The following is a 17,811-nucleotide window of genomic DNA, read 5'->3' as shown; positions in this document are numbered from 1 at the left end:
GTCTCGCGGCTATGATCCGGTCATGACGGAGACCAGGAGCAGCGACGCCGGCGGGCAGACCGTCGTCCCGGGGTCGCGCGTGCGCAGCCGTCTGGCATGGTTCGGATCACGGGGGCATTCGACGCCTGCGGCCATCGAGCCCCTCATGCGGGCCCTGCGCGCCAATCATCCCAAGGCCGATACGAGTCTCATCGTGCGCGCCTACGAGGTGGCGGAGAAGGCGCATGCCGGTCAGAGGCGCAAGTCCGGCGAGCCGTACATCACCCACCCGGTCGCGGTGGCGACCATCCTGGCCGAGCTCGGGATGACCCCGCAGACCCTCGCCGCCGCCCTGCTGCACGACACCGTGGAGGATACCGACTACTCCCTGGAACGACTGCGCGGCGACTTCGGCGACGAGATCGCCCTGCTCGTCGATGGCGTCACCAAGCTCGACAAGCTCCAGTACGGGGACGCCGCTCAGGCGGAGACGGTTCGCAAGATGATCGTCGCCATGTCCAAGGACATCCGCGTGATCGTCATCAAGCTCGGCGACCGCCTGCACAACGCCCGCACGTGGAAATACGTCTCAGCGGACAATGCCGCCCGCAAGGCCAGGGAGACCCTGGAGATCTACGCCCCGCTCGCGCACCGGCTGGGCATGAATGCCATCAAGTGGGAGCTGGAGGACCGCTCCTTCAAGGCGCTCTACCCGGGCGTGTACGACGAGATCGAGCACATGGTCGCCGAGCGGGCCCCCGCCCGGGAGGAGTACCTGCGCCAGGTTCGCCTCCAGATCGAGGAGGATCTGCGCGTCAGCAAGATCAAGGGAGTCGTCACCGGCCGTCCGAAGCACTATTACTCGATCTATCAGAAGATGATCGTGCGGGGCAAGGAGTTCGACGACATCTACGACTTGGTGGCGGTGCGCGTCATTGTGGACTCCGTCCAGGACTGCTACGCCGTCCTGGGCTCCTTGCACTCCCGATGGACGCCCATGAGCGGGCGCTTCAAGGACTACATCGCGGTGCCCAAGTTCAACCTCTACCAGTCCCTGCACACGACCGTCGTCGGTCCGGGCGGCAAGCCGGTGGAGATCCAGATCCGCACGGCGGAGATGCACCGCATGGCGGAGTACGGCGTGGCCGCTCACTGGAAGTACAAGGAGGATCCGAATGCCACGGGGCCCACGCCGTTGGGCGGCGCCCCCGGGGACTCCGACGCGGGAGAGATGGGATGGCTGCGCCAGCTCGTCGACTGGCAGAAGGAGACGCAGGATCCCACCGAGTTCCTGGACTCGCTGCGCTACGAGATGGCCGGCACCCAGGTCTACGTCTTCACTCCCAAGGGCGATGTCCTGGCGCTGTCCAGTGCCTCCACGCCGGTCGACTTCGCCTACGCCGTGCACACGGAGGTCGGGCACCGCACCGTGGGGGCGCGTGTCAACGGCCGTCTCGTGCCGCTGGACACGAGACTCGAGAACGGCGACACCGTCGAGGTCTTCACCTCCAAGGCGCAGGGCGCCGGTCCCAGCCGGGACTGGCTGACGTTCGTGGGCTCGACCCGCGCGCGCAACAAGATCCGCTCGTGGTTCTCCAAGGAGCGCCGCGAGGAGGCGATCGAGGCGGGCAAGAACGCGATCGCCCGGGCCATGCGCAAGAAGGACCTGCCGATCCAACGACTCATGAGTCATGACTCGCTCATGGACGTGGCCCAGACGCTCGACAAGGGCGATATCGACGGCCTGTACGCGGCTGTCGGCGAGGGGCACGTCTCCGCCCAGCATGTCGTCGAGACCCTCGTGAACGCCATGGGCGGGGAGGCGGGCGCGGAGGAGACCCTCGCGGAGGGCGTCCTGCCGACCAAGGCCACCACGGGGCACCACCGAACCAGGACGGCCGACACCGGCGTCATCGTGGACGGCATGGATGAGGGCGATGTCTACGTCAAGCTCGCCCGATGCTGCACCCCCATGCCCGGAGATCCGATCATCGGTTTCATCACCCGCGGCTCGGGCATCTCGGTGCACCGGAGCGACTGCCAGAATGTCGATCAGCTCAAGCACGAGCCCGAGCGCATCCTGTCGGTGCACTGGGCGGAGCACGCCCAGAGCGCCTACCTCGTCCAGGTCGAGGTCGAGGCCCTGGACCGCGGGGGGCTGCTGGCGGACATCACCCGGGTCCTGGCCGATAACCATGTCAACCTCATGAGCGCCACCATCGGCACGTCGCGCGACCGTGTTGTCACGGCCCGCTTCGTCGTCGAGCTGGCCGAGGCGGGCCATCTGGACTACACGCTGTCGTCTCTGCGGCGCATCGACGGCGTTTTCGAGGCACGTCGCACGACCTCCACCACGCGCCGTCATCACGTCTGAGCCTCGACGGGGCGGGGCCGCCTCCCCGGCGGGTGGTGCGGCGGCATGATGGCGTCGATGATGCGGGTGGCCCGGGGCCGTCCGCGCCGTGCCGCGCCCTGGCAGGTCAGAAGCGCGATGTTGAGACGGTTGCGGCTCAGCCCGGCGTCGCGAGCCCGGATCACCGCCTCCACCGCGCGTGCGGGCGGCGCGGTTCTGGCCACATCGACCACTGCTCGGGCGAGTGCGGAGCAGGGCACGCCCCCGACGGCCTCGACCTCTTCGGGCGGTATCGCCATGCGTGAGTAGGAGATCGCCCGGGTCCAGCCGCGACGGCCCGGGTGGGCCACGTGAATGGTGGGGGGAGGCTCTCCGCCCAGGTGCACCCACATGGCCGACTCCGTGATGATGATGCCGCCGTCGGGCACGGCGGCGGCCAGCGCCCGGGCGCGCGCACCGGCGGTGCGCACCAGGTCGCGAGGCATCGTGATGGCGCCTATGCATGTCAGGATCCGCTCGTCGAGTCCACGGCAGCGCAGCGCTGCCAGTTCCTGGGGCCGTAGGGGACCCAGCGCGGGATCGAAGACGTGGGGCCGGAAACGGGCGAGCACCGCTCGCGCGCTCACGTCGCATGAGGATCCTGGCGGGCAGGAGGCGCGACTCGGTGCGGAGGTCGTGGACGGCGCGGGGAGCACGGGGAGGACGGGCATGATCCCATGGTGGGGCGGTTCGTTCGCATTGCGCCAGGGATTCGGGGGCTTGTGGATAAGGTCGGCATGCCCCCGACGAGCGCAGGGGCGGGCACCCGGGCATCGTCTCCGCAGGGGCTCTTGCGCGGATGCGCGAGCAGACGCCCTGGGGCCGGACGTCTCGCGTCGGCCTCAGGGCGTCGCGTCGCCGGTCTCATCGGGGGAGACCGGTGGAATGCGCGTCAGGCGCGGGCGGAGCGGCGCACCTGCTCGAGCCAGGCGCGCCGGGCGGTCAGCGCGGCCTCGGCCTCGGCGACCTTCTTCGCGTCGCCGGCGGACGCGGCTGCCGCGAGGTCCTTCTCCAGCTCGGCGATCGAGCTCTCGAGCTGGCCGGCCAGTCCCTCGGCGCGGGCCTTGGTCTCCGGGTCGGTGCGACGCCACTCGGCGTTCTCCGCCTCGCGGATGGCGTCCTCGACCGCGCGCATGCGGCCCTCGATGCGTCGCAGGGCCGAGCGCGGGACACGACCCGCTTCCTCCCAGGCGTCCTGGATGGGGCGCAGGGCCCTCTTGGCGGACCTGACGTCCTTGACCGGCAGGAGCGCCTCGGCCTTGACGAGGAGGGCCTCCTTGACCTTGAGGTTCTCGGCGTACTCGGCGTCGGCGGCTGCGTCCTTGGCACGGCGCGCGTCGAAGAACACCTGCTGAGCCGCGCGGAACCGGGCCCACAGGGCATCGTCCTCCTTGCGGGATGCGCGGCCCGCCTTCTTCCACTCCTCCAGCAATCCCCGGTACTTGGCGGAGGTCCCCGCCCAATCGGTCGAGCCGGAGAGCTCCTCGGCTCGCTTGATGAGCGCCTCCTTGGCGGCCTTGACCTGCGCCTGCTTGGCGTCGAGCTCGCTGAAGAACTGGCGGCGATGGCGGTCGAAGGCGGTGCGCGCGTGACTGAAGCGCTTCCACAGCCCGTCCTCGGTGGGACGGTCCAGGCGCGGGCCGCGGCGCTGGGCCTCCTTCCACCGCTCCAACAGCTCGCGCAACTCGGCGCCCGAGCTCTTCCACTGGGTTCGGGCGGGATCCTGGGCGCTGATGGCCTCGGCGCGCTCGACGATGGCGGTGCGATCCTTCAGGGCCTGCTCCTTCGCGGCGGCGCGCTCGGCCGCGACTGCCGCGCGGCGCTCGGCGGCGACGGTTCTGAGGGCGGCGAATCGGGCGCGCAGACCGTCCAGATCGCCGACGGCGGCAGGTTCCGCCAGGGACTGCTCGATCGACTTCAGCGTCGAGTCGATCTCCCGGACGCTGAGCTGCGGCAGGCGGGTCGCGAACAGGTCGACCGTGGCCTTGAGATCCAGGAAGCGTCGCACGTAGAAGGCCATGGCCTCGGCGACGGGCGCATCGGGGAACTGCCCGACCTCGCGCTCGGTGCCGTTGTCCTGGACGTAGACCCTGCCCTCGCCGTCGACACGGCCCCACTTGGCGGCGTCCATGGCCTCCTCGGGGTCGATCTCGGGATCGGCGGGCACGCTCACCGCCTTCGGCGGAGCGGATGGCGAATCCTGCCCGTGGCTCTGCTTCGGGTCACTCCCCGCCTCCGGGGGCTGCGAGCCGGAGGGCTGGGGGGCGACCCCCTCCGCCCCGGTGGGGGCCTGGGCGGTGGAGTCAGTGGAGTCAGGGGACTCGGCCGAATCAGCCTCAACCGATTCGACGGAATCAGCATGGGGACGAGGGACGGCCGCTTCATCCGCGTGTGCGGACCCGCTGTTGTCGACGGCGGTCGAATCGGCCGACTCAGTCGTGTCGGAACCGGCCCCGGCGCCCGCTTCGACAGCGTGCTCACGAGGCGGCTCGGCGTCGACGGTGGTCGCAGCCATGGCGGAGGGGGACTCCTTCGCGGACGTGGTGGTGGAATCCAGGGCGGTCTCGGGCTGCGTGTTCTCAGTCACGTGTGCTCCTTTATGAATTGACGGGGTGGATCCGGAGGAGCCTCCGGCCATTTCCGTTCGCGCCCGGCGGTGCCGGGAGTGTCTTACTGCGGGATGGCAGCAATAACCACCACTCTACGTGCTCGGCGCGGTGCGCGGGACCGCTCGGCATCGGCTCGCGGACGATGATGCAGCCGGAGAGCGTCGGCGAGGGCCGGGGAGGAACCGCGGTGGGCGCACCCGATCGCCCCTCGACGCGCTCCGCTGCTACGGTCGCGGGTGACCTCGTCCCCGACTCCGGCACGCTCAGGGCCCCTGCCGTCGCTCCCGTTCCCGACGTCCTGGCCCGCACCGGCGACGTCGGCGACTACCTCGATGCCGTTACCGCGCCCCTGCGATCCATGACCGCGCGCTTCGAGACGATCACCGCACGACTGGCCTCGCGCCCCGACGACAACGCTCTCACCCGCGATTACGACGAGCTCCTCGCCGCCATGACCGCGGCAGATGCATGGAACCTGGACATCCGCATCGCCTCGGTGCTCGCCGGTCTCGCTCGGGCTCGGAGGCCTTGCCTAGGCCCCGGCGCGCTCGCGCGAGCCGGCGTCCCTGTCGCCCGGCCAGCGCGGCCGCCTCGCTCTGGCCGCTGCTCTGATCGCCCGCCCCGCCGCGCTCGTCCTGGATGAGCCGACCAATCACCTGGACGACGGGGCGATCGCCTTCCTCTCCGAGACCCTCCACGGTTGGGAGGGACCCGTCCTGCTGGCCAGTCATGACCGCGCCTTCATCGACGACATCGCCACCTGCGTCCTCGACCTCGACACCGCCCCCTGGCAGGCGCTCCTGACCTCCTCCGGTGGCGGACGGGTGCCCGGCGTCCAACGCTGCGCCGGCGCCTACACCGACTACCTGGAGGACAAGGCCCGCGCTCGTGCCTCCCACGAGCGCATCCACGCCTCCCAGCAGGAGGACAAGCGGTCCCTGAGGGCGCACCGGCGCGAGTCCGAGACCATCGGCCACTACGGCACCGCCCGCCACCACGGCGCCCGCACCGAGATCAGGGCCTCCAGGAAGTTCTACGCCGACCGCGCCTCCTCGGCCTCCACCCGACGGCGCCGCAACGACGACCGCCGCCTGGAGGCCCTGGCCTCCGTCGAGGTGCGCAGGCCCCGCTCCTACCGCCTGCGCATCGACCCGCCGCCGGTCGCCGCCCGCGACGGCCTGGCGCTCACAGCGCGCGCCGCCACCGTCCCCGGGCGCCTGGCCCCGGTGACCCTCGACCTGCGCGCCGGCGAGCACCTGCTGGTGACCGGCCCCAACGGCTGCGGCAAGACGACCCTGCTGCGCTGGGCCGCCACCGGCGCAGCGCCCACCACCGACTCCAGCGGGGCGCTGGCCACGTCCGGTCGTGTCGCCGTCGTGCCCCAGCGGCTGCCGCGCCCGGGCGACCCCGGCCTGGACGGAGCGACGTGGGAGTCGGGCATCGGCCCCATCGGCTCCGGCGTCCTGCACCCCGCCCACTGGTCCCGGTGCGTGGGCGAGCTGTCGGCGGGCAACCAGCGCCGCGTCCAGCTCGCCGCGGCGATCGCCGCCGAGCCCGAGATCCTCATTATCGACGAGCCCACCAACTACCTCGACCTCGACACCACGGAGGCGCTGGAGGCGGCGCTGGCGACCTGGAACGGCACGCTGCTCGTGGCCAGCCACGATCGCTGGCTCGTCGCCCACTGGAGCGGGCCCCGGTTGCGCCTGACGAGTGCGCCGCAGGATCACCGGCCGATGACCCGAGCCGATGAGCCGCGGATGCAACCTCGCCGCGGCGATGTTCATGAGACCCGGACGCGCATAGGCTGCCCCCATGATCCTCGAGCGCACAATCGCCCCCGTCTTCGCCGCGAACTGCTACGTCCTGGCGCCCGGGCCGGGCAGCCCCGCGCTGGTCGTGGATCCCGGAGCGGGTGCGGTGCGCGGTGCACTGGCCCTGCTGCGATCGAATCGACTGAGGCTGGGGGCGGTCCTGCTCACTCACGGCCACGCCGATCACGTCTGGGACACCGCCGCCCTCATCGAGGAGGCCCATGACGGGGGGCTACTGGCCGTCGAGGATCCGGCCGATGCTGCAGCATCCGTACCGGTCTACATCCCCGGGCCCGACCACTACCGTCTCGAGGACCCGGACGCGACCACGGGCATCCGCGCGAACGGCATGACCTTCACCGATATGGCCGGAACCCCCTGGCGCAGGCCGAGTGATAGTCGCGTCGTCCCCGCGGAGGCCTTCAACCGCGCAATCGAGTTGGTTCCCGGTGTCCCCGTCCGGGCGATCGCCGCACCGGGCCACTCGGAGGGGTCGACGCTCTTCTTCCTCGACGCCTCCTTGACGGACAACGCGCTGCTGCACGAGGCGGAGGCCGTCGAGGACGACCCGTCCGTGGCCGAGGAGGAGCACGACTACCTGGTCGCCCTGGACGGCGACGTCATCTTCAAGGGCTCGGTGGGACGCACCGACCTGCCCGGCGGGGACCAGGTCCAGATGTGGGCCACGCTGCGCTTCCTCGCCTCGGCCGTGAATCCCGAGACGGTGCTGCTGCCCGGGCACGGCGCCGCCACCACCATGGCCCACGAGCATCACGGCAACCCCTATCTGGCCGAGGCCAGGGTGCGCGGCGGGGACCGGCACGTGTGAGCGGTCGGGGAGGCGGGCGGAGCACGATGGGGGAGCAGGGTCGATCGCCGTGAGAGGATGACGCCCATGGCGCACTCCGCACAGGCACGACCGGCTCTCTCCTCCCTCTCCGGCTTCCCCGAATGGCTCCCGGCGGGCCGCGTGGTCGAGCAGCACTTCATCGACACCCTGCGCCGCACCTTCGAGCTTCACGGCTTCAGCGGCGTCGAGACTCGCGCCGTCGAGCCGTTGGGCGAGTTGACCAAGAAGGGCGAGACCTCCAAGGAGGTCTACCTCCTGTCCCGACTGCAGGCCGAGCCCGCGCAGGCATCCGCCGAGGCCGATGCCGCCGACCCCTCCAGGCAGCTGGGCCTGCACTTCGACCTCACGGTCCCCTTCGCCCGCTACGTCCTGGACAACGCGGGCATTCTCCACTTCCCCTTCAAGCGCTACCAGATCCAGAAGGTCTGGCGCGGCGAGCGCCCACAGGAGGGCCGCTTCCGCGAGTTCTACCAGGTGGACATCGACGTCGTCGGCGATGGCGCGCTTCCGCTGCATCATGACGTTGAGATCCCCCTGATCATGCACGAGGCCCTGTCCGCCCTCCCGATCCCGTCGGTCACCATCCACGTGTCCAACCGCAAGGTCGCCCAGGGCTTCTATCAGTGCATGGGGATCGAGGACGACCGACTCGTCGATGTTCTACGTGTGGTCGACAAGATCGACAAGATCGGTGCCGACGATGTCGCCGCCGCGCTCGTCGAGACCGTTGGCGTCACGCGCGCCCAGGCCGAGGCCGCCCTGCGCCTGGCCGCCATCACCGGTACGGATCCCGATGAGCTGCGCGACTCCGTCGCGGCCGCCCTGGGCGCTCGTCAGCCGAACGGGCTCCTGCGGGCGGGGCTGGATGAGCTGAGTGCACTGCTGCGGGCCGCCGCCCGACGTCGTCCGGGCGCCATCGTGGCCGACCTGAAGATCGCCCGCGGTCTGGACTACTACACCGGCACCGTCTACGAGTCCTTCATGGCCGGCCACGAGGACCTCGGAAGCGTGTGCTCGGGCGGCCGTTACGATTCCCTCGCCTCCAATGGCAAGCGCACTTTCCCGGGGGTGGGCATCTCCATCGGGCTGTCGCGCCTGCTGGCCCGCGTCGCGGACGCCGGGCTGGTCGAGGTGAGTCGGGCGGTGCCCACCGCCGTGCTCGTGGCCGTGGCCGATGAGGAGCACCGCGCCGTCTCCGACTCCGTGGCCGATGCTCTGCGGGGGCGCGGCATCGCCGCCGATGTCGCCCCCACGGCCGCCAAGTTCGGAAAGCAGATCAGATTCGCCGACAGGCGCGGCATCCCCTTCGTCTGGTTCCCCGGTGCGGACGGGGTCCCCGACTCGGTGAAGGACATACGCTCCGGCGAGCAGGTCGATGCCGATGCCGCCACGTGGAGGCCGGCGGACGAGGCGGACCTCGCCCCACGACTCCTGATTCCCGTCGAGGGCTCCTTCGACTCTCGCGGATGAGGGCGATGAGAGCGCGGAGCGCGTCGACTGCCGGTCGGAGCCGGTGACTGCGAGGGGGCGACGACGTCCTCGGCGGCGGGCACCGACCGACGTGCGTCGACTCGCGGGGTCAGGCCCCGGTCACCAGCGATCCGAGCGACGCGAGGAGCGATCGTTGCGCTGGAAGCCTCCGCGCTGGCCGCTGTCACGACGGTCCCCTCCGTACGTGCGGCCCTCCCGGCGGTCATTGCCGCCTCGGCGGTCGTCCCCGCGGCTGCGGTCCTCCCACCGACCACTGCGACGGTCGTCGCGCCACTTGCTGTGCTGGCCGTGCTGGCCGCGGTCCTCCCACTGGCCGCCGCGACGGTCGCGCTGGCCGTGCTGGCCGCGTCCCTCCCAGCGGTCGCCCCGACCGCGGTCGTCCCGGTGGTCGTCGCGGCGGCGGTCGCGCCAGTCCTCGCGTCGGCCCGTGCGGTGCGAGGCCGCGTCGCCGTACCGGGAGTCGCCGCCATTCCACCCGTGGCCCGGGCCCTGATCGGGACGGATGCGCAGCTCGCGGCCGCCGAAGGTCGCCTGGCCCATGGCGGCCAGCTGCTCCTCGCTCAGCGGGGCGTGGATCTCAACCAGGGAGAAGGACTGGAGGATGTCGATCTTGCCGATGTCGGAACCGGGGATCCCGCCCTCGTTGGCGAGCGCGCCCACGATCGCACCGGGCAGGACCCGGTCGCGGTGTCCGACCTCGATGCGGTAGACGGTGCCAGTGCCGTCCTCGTGCCGGCGCCGGCCGCGCCCGCCGCCGGGCCGGGCCTCGAAGCGGTTGCCGCCGCGGCCGCGGCGATCCTCTCGGTCGCGTCCGCCCTCGAAGGAGGCGGATACGAAGGTGCCCTCGGCGTCGAGGCGCTCCTCGCGGCGTCCGCGCCGCTGCGGTCGGCCATCGTCGTCGCGTCGGCGCGGACCGTCATCGCCCACGGCCAGGGCGAGCAGGGTGGAGGCGAGCTCCGTGGCGTCGATGCCCAGCTCCTCGGTCCTGAGCTCGACCAGATCCCGGTACATGGACAGGCGACCGCGCCCATGACGGACGGCGGCCCTGTCCAGAAGCCTGCGGGCCCGGTGGGAGGAGACGTCGGCGGGGGAGGGCAGGGTGATCTCCTCCAGCTTCGTTCCCGTCAACCGCTCGATCTGGCGGAGCTTGCGCTTCTCCTTGGGCGTCAGGAAGGTGACGGCCTCTCCGTGGCGGCCCGCGCGGCCGGTGCGGCCGATGCGGTGCACGTACGCCTCGGCCTCACGGGGAACGTCGAAGTTGACCACCAGGCCAATGCGGTCCACGTCCAGACCGCGGGCGGCGACGTCGGTGGCTACGAGGACATCGAGAGTGCCGGTGCGCAGGCGTTCGACGAGGCGTTCGCGCTCGCGCTGGGCGACGTCCCCGGAGATGGCGGCCGCCTGGATCCCGCGGCCCGCCAGCTCGATGGCGACGTCCTCCGCGGTGGACTTGGTGCGCACGAAGACGATGGCGGCCTCGGCCTCGGTCACGGCCAGGACGCGGGAGACGGCGCCGATCTTGTGGCGGAAGGGCACGACCGCGTAGGCCTGGTGGACGGTGTCGACCGTGGAGGCCTGGGGGGAGACCTCGATCTGGACCGGATCCGTGAGGTGCTGACGGGCCACGGCCTGGATGGCCGGCGGCATGGTCGCGGAGAACAGGGAGGTGCGCCGCTGCTCGGGCAGGGAGCCCGCGATGGTCTCGACGTCCTCCGCGAAGCCCATGCGGAGCATCTCGTCGGCCTCGTCGAGCACGAAGTACCTCACGTCCTCCAGGACGAGTGCCCCCTTCTCGATGAGGTCGATCACGCGCCCCGGGGTGCCGACGACGACCTGGGCGCCGTCCCTGAGGGCGCCGATCTGCGGACCGTAGGGGGCGCCGCCGTAGACGGCGACGACGTCGAGACCGCGTGAACGGTGCGCCATGTCGGTGATGGCGTCCGCGCTCTGGAGGGCGAGCTCACGAGTGGGGGCCAGGACCAGGGCCTGGACGACGGGCTCGCGGGCATCGACGGCGTCCAGCAGGGGCAGGCCGAAGGCGGCGGTCTTGCCCGTGCCGGTCTGGGCGACGCCCACGACGTCGCGGCCCGACAGGAGCACCGGGATGGCCTCGCGCTGAATGTCGGTGGGAGTCCTGTAGCCCATGTCGGTGACGGCCCTGAGCAGGTCCGCGGGCAGGCCGAGGTCGTCGAAGGTGATCTCCTCGGGCGCCTCGGCGTCCGTCTCGGCGCCCCCGGTCGCTCCTGCGGCGTTCTCATCGCCGGAAGCAGCATCGTCGGTGTCGATGAAGGGCGCGTGGCCGTCGACGTCGTCCTCCTCGGTGTCCGCATCGCCGTCGTCGGAGTCGTCCTCCTCCTCGTCCTCGGGATCGGCCTCGGGCGGGGCGAGGTCGACGTCGTCGTCCTCGCCCTCGTGCTCGACGTCCTCGGGGTCCTCGGGGGAGTCCGAGGAGGCCGGGGTCGCGAAGTAGTCCGGAGTGGCGGCGGAGGAGGCCTCCGCCGCATGGGGCGCGGCGACGCTCTCGGCGGGGGCCGCGAGCTCGGCGTCGAAGAGCGTGTCGAGATCCGGTGGGACGCCCATCCCGTCGGAGGACGCAGAAGGGCCAGTGCTGGTGGCAGTCATGAAGATCTTCCCGTATCCGGCCTGCAGTGGGGCCTGTTGCGGAGTGTGGGGGAGGGCGGCTTGCCCTCCGCTCTTGCCGCACCGCACCCACCACACTCGCCCTGCACCACGACCTGTCCTCACGGAGGACGACGGTCACCGATTGGGCTTCACGCACAGACTCACGGGCTGACCGGCTGCACGTGCACGCGCGCTCACCGGCCCCGAACGGGGTTCGCAATGCGGATCGCTCCTTGGAGGAGTCTACGGGCCGGCGCCGTTGAACGGGAGCGCGCGCACGGCGTGACGCAGCACGTCACACGTGAGGACCGTCTCGTCGCGGGAGAGGATCGTCGACGCGGAGTCTCACCGACCCAGTAGGTGCAGGATCCGGCGGCGCAGCTCCTGGAATCGCGAGGACGCCGGGTCCCGCCCCGCATCCTGCGGCACAGCGATGTCCTCGACGACGTGCGCGGGCCGCTCGGACAGGACGACGACGCGTCCCGACAGGCGCAGGGCCTCATCGACGTCGTGCGTCACCAGGAGGGCGGTGAACTGCTGCGAGAGCCACAGGCGCCTGATCTCCTCCTGCAGGGTCAGCCGGGTCAGGGCGTCCAGCTTGCCGAACGGCTCGTCGAGGAGGAACAGGCGGGGGCGGTTCACCAGAGCCCTGGCCAACGACGCCCGTTGCGCCATCCCACCCGACAGAGTCGCGGGATAGGCCTCGGCGAAGTCCCGCAGACCCACGATCTCGAGGGCGGCGGTGATGCGGCGCTCGTCGGCGGCGAGTCGTCCGCGCGCCTGAGGCCCCAGCCCGACATTCTCCCGGACAGTGCGCCAGGGCAGCAGAGTGGCGTCCTGGAAGGCGAGCGCTCGTTCCGGCGCGGGCCCGGTCACGGGCTGCTCATCGACCTCCACGACGCCGGAGCCCGGTGCCTCGAGGCCTGCGAGCAGACGCAGGATCGTCGACTTGCCGCAGCCCGACTGTCCCACGAGGGCCACGAACTCGCCCGGTGCGATGCTCAGATCGATCGTGTCGAGCACCTGCAGCTCGGAGGACTTGGCGGCCTCCGCCTCGTGACGGGCGCGGGCGGCCGGGGACACCATGCGCATCAGGGAGGGGACCCATCCGCGATCGAGGTCGTGGGACAGCGGGTAACGATGCGAGACGCCGCCGAGGTGCACGCGGGCGCCGCGGGGGCGCTGCGAGTGCGGGCGCGGTGGGGCGCCGTCATCATCCGCGGTGGTCCTCGGCTCAGTCATGTCAGCGGATGCTCCTCTCATGAGCGGGCTCACCACCTGACGAGATTCTGCTGCCAGGCCAGCAGCGAGGAGCGCAGCTTGAACAGCAGGACCATCAGGGCGCGGCAGAAGAGGACGAGGACGATGAGCCCCACGTACATCCTCCGGTAGTCGGCCCACCCCTTGACCCAGTTGATGTACCACGCCAGGCCCCGATCGACGCCGACGAGCTCGGCCGTCATGAGAGCGGCCAGGCTCGTGCCCAGCCCGGTGAACAGACCCGTGAGCATGTCGGGCAGAGCCGAGGGGATCGCCACGCGCAGGACGAGGAAGCCGTCGTTCGCGCCCAGCGTGCGGGCCACGTCGATGAAGGACCGGGGAACCGAGCGCGCACCCGCGCGGGTCATCGTCGCCATGGGGAACCAGGCGCCGAATGCGACGATGAACGCCGCTGACAGGTACGTGGACGGCAGAACGAGCACCGCCAGGGGCAGCAGGGCGCTGGCCGGTACCGGCCCGACGGTCTGCAGCAGGGGGTGCAACCAGTAGTCGGCCCGTGGCGACCATCCCATGAGCAGTCCGGTGATGAAGCCCGCGACCGAGCCGATCACGTAGCCGGTGAGGAGCAGCAGCCCGGAGGACATCAGGCACGTGGCCAGGAGGGTCCAGTCGTCCGCGAACGCCGCGATGAGCACCTCCGGTGCCACGAAGTAGGGTGGGCCGAGCAGGCCGGACTTCACGGTCGACAGCTGCCAGAGGAGGAACCAGCCTCCGCCGAAGGCGATCCACGGCAGGCGGTGCGCGAGAGCGCGCGCAGCGGCGCTCGGCCGCCGCGCCTCGGCGAGCGCGAGCCAGCCCACGAGCCCGGCGAGGAGGAACGCGATGATGACGACCAGCGGTGCGATCGGGGCCGTCCGGGCCCCGACGGCGTCGGGCAGCAGGACAACCGCGGCGAGATGAGCGGTCCACAGGACGACGGCGGCGGTGCCCCACAGGCGCAGTGTTCGGCGGGTGCTCATCGGGTGATGCCCAGATCGGCGTAGACCGCGTCGGCCAGCTCGGCCGCGCCGGCTTCGGCTGAGATGAATCCGGTGCCCTTGAAGTCCTTGATGCCGCTCTCGACGGCGGTCCGGAACTCGACGGCCGAGGCCCTCCACCCGTAGGTCTCGAGGATGTCCTCGATGACCTTCTGGTCGGCGGCGACGTACTCGTTGTCGACCTCGATCCTGGCGATCTCCCGACGGTGGGACTCGTCCTGCGCCAGGTAGTCCGAGCCCTTGAACCACGCCTCCGTCAGCGCCTTGGCCTGCTCGGGCCGCTTGGCGACGAAGTCTCCGTTGAGGGCGACCGAGCAGCAGAAGGGCTCCGCGTCATTGGAGGCCAGAAGCCTCGCCGTACCGTTCAGCACCGGCAGGAGCGGAGCCGGGTCCGAGCCCATAACGGCATCGACGTCGCCGTTCGTCAGACGTGTGCCCAGGGAGTCCTCGTCAATGGTCACCCAGGCGATGTCGCCGCTCTCGGGATCCACATCGAGTCCGGCGTCGGACAGGCCGATGGCGAAGTAGGCGAAGGCCGAGCTGGACAGGGAGGGCACGCCGATCCTCCTGCCCCTGAGGTCGGCCAGCCGAGTGATGGGCGAATCGTTGTTGACGACGAGCCTCAGGCAGCCGGAGTGGAATCCGCCGGTGAGCCTGGCATTGATGCCGTTGTAGATGGGTTCGAGCCAGGAGAAGAAGATCCCGGGCGCTCCGATGTACTTGCCCGCACTGACCGCGTCCTTGGTGTCCTCGGTGCGCTGGGTTCGGGCCAGCGTCACCTTGAGCCCGGCGTCGTCGAAGTAGCCCTGATGGTAGGCGGCGTACAGCGGGGCCGCGCAGATGTCGCCGCCGATGACCAGCGGAAGCTCCTCCGCGGTGTCGCCGATGCCATGATCGGTTCGGCGGACGGTCAGCCACGCGCCTCCGGCGACGATCGCGGCTGCGGCGATACCGCCGCCGATGAGCAGGCGACGACGCGATGTGCGAGCGGTGGGCGGAGGGGAGTCGTCCTCGGCTGCGAGGATCTCGGCGGCGTTCTCGACGGTCACGTCGATGTCGTCGGGGGGCGCGGCGTTCTCGGCGGTCTCGGGGACCCCGGGAGCTCCGGGGGAGGGGGTGCCGGGCGAGCCGGCGGATGGCGTGTCGGAAGAGGCGGAGGAGGGCATGGGTTCTCCTGGACGGGGCGGTGGATGCAGGGATGTCGTCCGGCGAAGAGCGAGGAGAGGCTGCCAGGCGCGTGGGCGGGAACGATCGAGACGGACCGGTTTCACGGGCTATGAGCTCGCACTGGTCATGATTCGCGACTCGGACCGGGCGGGGAGCTGAGCCCGTCCATGAGAGGCGCGCACCGGCAGAGGAAGAAGCGATTCGGTGCTCCTCGTTCCTCCGGGAGGCGCTGACTCCCATGGGCCCGGCGATCGCCCGCACCGTGCGGACGAGAGGTCAGAGCGCCTGACAGTGGCAACACATGCGAGGACCGCGCATGACGGCAGTCGTCCGAGCGCCGCGAGTGGAGCGAGTCGTCGAGACGGAGCGTGCCATGGCCCGGACGATACGCCCTCGGGCGCGCGTCGCACGAGTCGCCGGGACGTGGTGCGGGTCATGGCGCGGGCATCGTGCGGGCATCGTGCGGACCGCGGCACTGGCCGTGGCCCCGGGCCATGACGCGGCGACGCGGACGGGGCCGACAGTCCTCTCGACGCCCCGGCGCGGCTCTCGCTACACAGTTGTTACCAAGATGAGACCTTTGCGGCGACGGGCTCGGCAGCTGTCCGACCGGATCGTCAGGGAAAGGTATATCGTTGAAATGACGGGCGAAGGTTCGTGTGCGCAGTTGCAGCGGCGGGAGCGGCGCGGTCGGTCGGCTTCGGTCTCGGCCGGCTTTAATGCCGCCTGCGGTGACGATACGATTTCTTTTGCCGGTTACTGGTCGGTCACGGCACCCGTGCTCGGCGGGATCGGTCTCCCACCGCCGCAGCGGCCCCTGAGCTCTCGCGACACGACCCGTACCCATCGAGCCCATCGACGAGAGTCACTGCATGACACGCTCAGAGTGCTACGCCGCGTTGCGCCGCGGGGTCAGGTCCCCCGTGCGCGCCGCGCTCGTGCTTCCCGTGGTGGCGGGAGCAGTACTGACGACGAGCGCAGGTGCGGGAGGAGGTGCCGCGGTGGCCGAGCCCGGCGCGCGTGCCGGGGGCGTCCGCACGACCCTCGCGGTTGCCGGCAACGGGATCCTTCGCAGCGATGGTGCGAGCAGCACTGCGATCGGGCCCGGGGCCGGAGGGGATCCCTCCGCGGCTCCGGAACCCACGGCGGGCGCGTGCGAGGAGGACGGCGCGCGCGTGGTCATCGGGGACGGTGATGACGCCGAGCCCGTCTTCGACCCGGGGGCCTCACCTCGCATCGCGGGCAGTGCCTGGTGCGTTGACGGCCGGCTCGCTCAGGGGGAGCGGACTCTTCGCCTTCGCCTGGTCGCGGTGGGCGGCTACGCGTTCCGCGAGGAGGCCCTGCTCCCCGTCACGTTCAGCGATGGCGTCTTCGACGCCTCCATCCGGATCGATGATCTCCTGTCGGGACGCGAACCCGGCGCCTATTACGTGTCCGCCACCGTCGACTCGCGGTTCTACGCCGGCACCAACCAGTTCCGGATCGCCGAGCCCGCCGCGGCCCCGGTCGATGGCTCCGCGTCGGCGCCGGCCGACGAGCCCCCGGCGGAGGCGACCGGCGATGCCCCCGCGCCGCCGACCGATCCCTCTGCGCAACCGAGCGCTGAGCCTGTTCCGGAGCCTCCGCCCTCGACGGCGCCTGATCCCGTCGACGCCCCAGAACCCACCACACCCACCACGGCGCCGCTGGCGGAGGCCGATTCGGAACCGACCGGCGGACCCGTGCCGACGCCGAGTCCGGGGCCGACCGACGCCCCTGCCACCCCTGCTCCGGATTCGACGGCGTCGACGGCGGCGTCCGAGCCCGCCACCCCCACCACCACGGCATCTCCTACGGAGCCCGTTCCGGAGCCGACGCCGGAGGCCTCGGCGCCCGAGACCGGTTCGGGCGAGGAATCCCCGGCACCTCCCGACGGACCGGGCTCGGAGACGACGCCCGCCGCAAGCCCGATCGCGACGTCGCGTCCCGATGAGGGGAATCCGCGCGGGGGCCGGCTCCCATCGCCGGGCTCGGACGGAGTCGCGGACGATCCGGGGGAGCGGAGCGCTGCTCCCACCATGGCACCCCCATCCGAGCCTTCCGAGCCCGGGAGCGCCTCCGCGTCGGACGCCGAGGCGGGTCGGGGACGACCATCCGAGAGGCCCACGGCCCCTGTGAAGGACGCCAGTGAGCTCGACGCCTCCAACGCCGGCTCCCTGTCGGGGACTCGTCGCGGCAATGTCGTGACGCTGATACTCCCGTCGGACAAAGCCGAGAAGGACGACTGGGTCGCGGTCTTCCTCTTCCCCGAGGAAACGACTCCGGGATGGACGCAGGTCGACGCCGACAACTCCGTGTCGATCGACGTCTCCGACCTCGCGGCCGGCACCTATCAACTCGCCGTCTGCGACAGGGAGTCCCGTCTGCTCGGGTGGGCGCAGCTCGAGATCACCACCGCGGCCGGCAGCACCTCCGAGCCGGCGAGGATGACGGTGGGGACGGCGACCGCGCACGGCTCGAGCGCCCTGGGTCGGGACGACTGGATGCTCGTCTCCGCGGGCGGGCTCCTCCTCGTGGGTGCGGCATCCTTCCTGGTCCTCGCGCGCCCAGCACTGGCAGGCCGTAGGCGGTAGAAGCGCGCGGGGCGACA

The 17,811-nt window shown here is 71.2% G+C and carries 10 protein-coding genes and 1 pseudogene; 5 read left to right on the top strand and 6 right to left on the bottom strand.

The genetic code is table 11. From position 1 onward, the window contains the following. Positions 1-22 precede the first annotated feature (22 nt). The gene (locus G448_RS0105510; protein WP_026407190.1) at positions 23-2,353 is read left to right on the top strand and encodes a RelA/SpoT family protein; all 2,331 of its coding nucleotides are present in this window, start codon (positions 23-25) and stop codon (positions 2,351-2,353) included. Here the strand turns inward: G448_RS0105510 and G448_RS15210 are convergent. Together G448_RS15210 and G448_RS0105500 are read right to left on the bottom strand one after the other, a co-directional pair. Continuing rightward, positions 2,344-2,958: a hypothetical protein gene (locus G448_RS15210; protein ID WP_245572197.1), complete on the bottom strand. Its 615-nt coding sequence runs from the start codon at positions 2,956-2,958 to the stop codon at positions 2,344-2,346. The genes G448_RS0105510 and G448_RS15210 overlap by 10 nt on opposite strands. A 305-nt stretch (positions 2,959-3,263) precedes the next feature. Beyond that, positions 3,264-4,958, bottom strand: a complete 1,695-nt coding sequence (locus G448_RS0105500; RefSeq protein WP_026407189.1) for a DUF349 domain-containing protein — start codon at positions 4,956-4,958, stop codon at positions 3,264-3,266. Positions 4,959-5,546: 588 nt separating this feature from the next. Between G448_RS0105500 and G448_RS15205 the strand changes: the two are divergent. From G448_RS15205 to hisS, 3 genes and pseudogenes are all read left to right on the top strand, one after another. Beyond that, positions 5,547-6,506, top strand: a pseudogene (locus G448_RS15205) (ATP-binding cassette domain-containing protein); the annotation flags it as partial. A 289-nt stretch (positions 6,507-6,795) separates the two neighbouring features. Then, positions 6,796-7,623 (top strand): MBL fold metallo-hydrolase, encoded by an 828-nt coding sequence (locus G448_RS0105490; protein WP_026407188.1) that lies wholly within the window; start codon positions 6,796-6,798, stop codon positions 7,621-7,623. Positions 7,624-7,689: 66 nt separating this feature from the next. Continuing rightward, the gene (gene hisS / locus G448_RS0105485) at positions 7,690-9,114 is read left to right on the top strand and encodes a histidine--tRNA ligase (RefSeq protein WP_026407187.1); all 1,425 of its coding nucleotides are present in this window, start codon (positions 7,690-7,692) and stop codon (positions 9,112-9,114) included. Positions 9,115-9,234: 120 nt separating this feature from the next. Here hisS and G448_RS0105480 read toward each other — a convergent pair whose 3' ends face one another. The 4 genes from G448_RS0105480 to G448_RS0105465 form a co-directional block, all read right to left on the bottom strand. Then, positions 9,235-11,757, bottom strand: a complete 2,523-nt coding sequence (locus G448_RS0105480) for a DEAD/DEAH box helicase (RefSeq protein ID WP_026407186.1) — start codon at positions 11,755-11,757, stop codon at positions 9,235-9,237. 345 nt (positions 11,758-12,102) lie between these two features. After that, complete coding sequence (locus tag G448_RS0105475) at positions 12,103-12,999, bottom strand: ABC transporter ATP-binding protein (RefSeq protein WP_026407185.1); 897 nt, start codon at positions 12,997-12,999, stop codon at positions 12,103-12,105. A gap of 29 nt (positions 13,000-13,028) precedes the next feature. Continuing rightward, positions 13,029-13,997 (bottom strand): ABC transporter permease, encoded by a 969-nt coding sequence (locus tag G448_RS0105470; RefSeq protein ID WP_026407184.1) that lies wholly within the window; start codon positions 13,995-13,997, stop codon positions 13,029-13,031. Next, on the bottom strand, positions 13,994-15,181 hold the full coding sequence (locus tag G448_RS0105465) for an ABC transporter substrate-binding protein (RefSeq protein ID WP_026407183.1): 1,188 nt from the start codon (positions 15,179-15,181) through the stop codon (positions 13,994-13,996). Before G448_RS0105465 ends, G448_RS0105470 begins: the two co-directional genes overlap by 4 nt. An 873-nt stretch (positions 15,182-16,054) precedes the next feature. Here G448_RS0105465 and G448_RS18695 point away from each other — a divergent pair. Beyond that, complete coding sequence (locus G448_RS18695; protein ID WP_245572196.1) at positions 16,055-17,794, top strand: hypothetical protein; 1,740 nt, start codon at positions 16,055-16,057, stop codon at positions 17,792-17,794. Positions 17,795-17,811 lie beyond the last annotated feature (17 nt).

This window comes from Actinomyces gerencseriae DSM 6844, assembly GCF_000429265.1.
GTDB lineage: Bacteria > Actinomycetota > Actinomycetes > Actinomycetales > Actinomycetaceae > Actinomyces > Actinomyces gerencseriae.
This window is presented reverse-complemented; position numbering and strand designations above follow the sequence as displayed.

Bases quoted from the DNA above. Each gene is read 5' to 3' on its own strand.
- G448_RS0105510 (WP_026407190.1), top strand. From the start codon at position 23: ATGACGGAGACCAGGAGCAGCGACGCCGGCGGGCAGACCGTCGTCCCG.
- G448_RS0105470 (WP_026407184.1), bottom strand. From the start codon at position 13,997: ATGAGCACCCGCCGAACACTGCGCCTGTGGGGCACCGCCGCCGTCGTC.
- G448_RS0105475 (WP_026407185.1), bottom strand. From the start codon at position 12,999: ATGACTGAGCCGAGGACCACCGCGGATGATGACGGCGCCCCACCGCGC.
- hisS (WP_026407187.1), top strand. From the start codon at position 7,690: ATGGCGCACTCCGCACAGGCACGACCGGCTCTCTCCTCCCTCTCCGGC.
- G448_RS18695 (WP_245572196.1), top strand. From the start codon at position 16,055: ATGACACGCTCAGAGTGCTACGCCGCGTTGCGCCGCGGGGTCAGGTCC.
- G448_RS0105465 (WP_026407183.1), bottom strand. From the start codon at position 15,181: ATGCCCTCCTCCGCCTCTTCCGACACGCCATCCGCCGGCTCGCCCGGC.
- G448_RS0105480 (WP_026407186.1), bottom strand. From the start codon at position 11,757: ATGACTGCCACCAGCACTGGCCCTTCTGCGTCCTCCGACGGGATGGGC.
- G448_RS0105490 (WP_026407188.1), top strand. From the start codon at position 6,796: ATGATCCTCGAGCGCACAATCGCCCCCGTCTTCGCCGCGAACTGCTAC.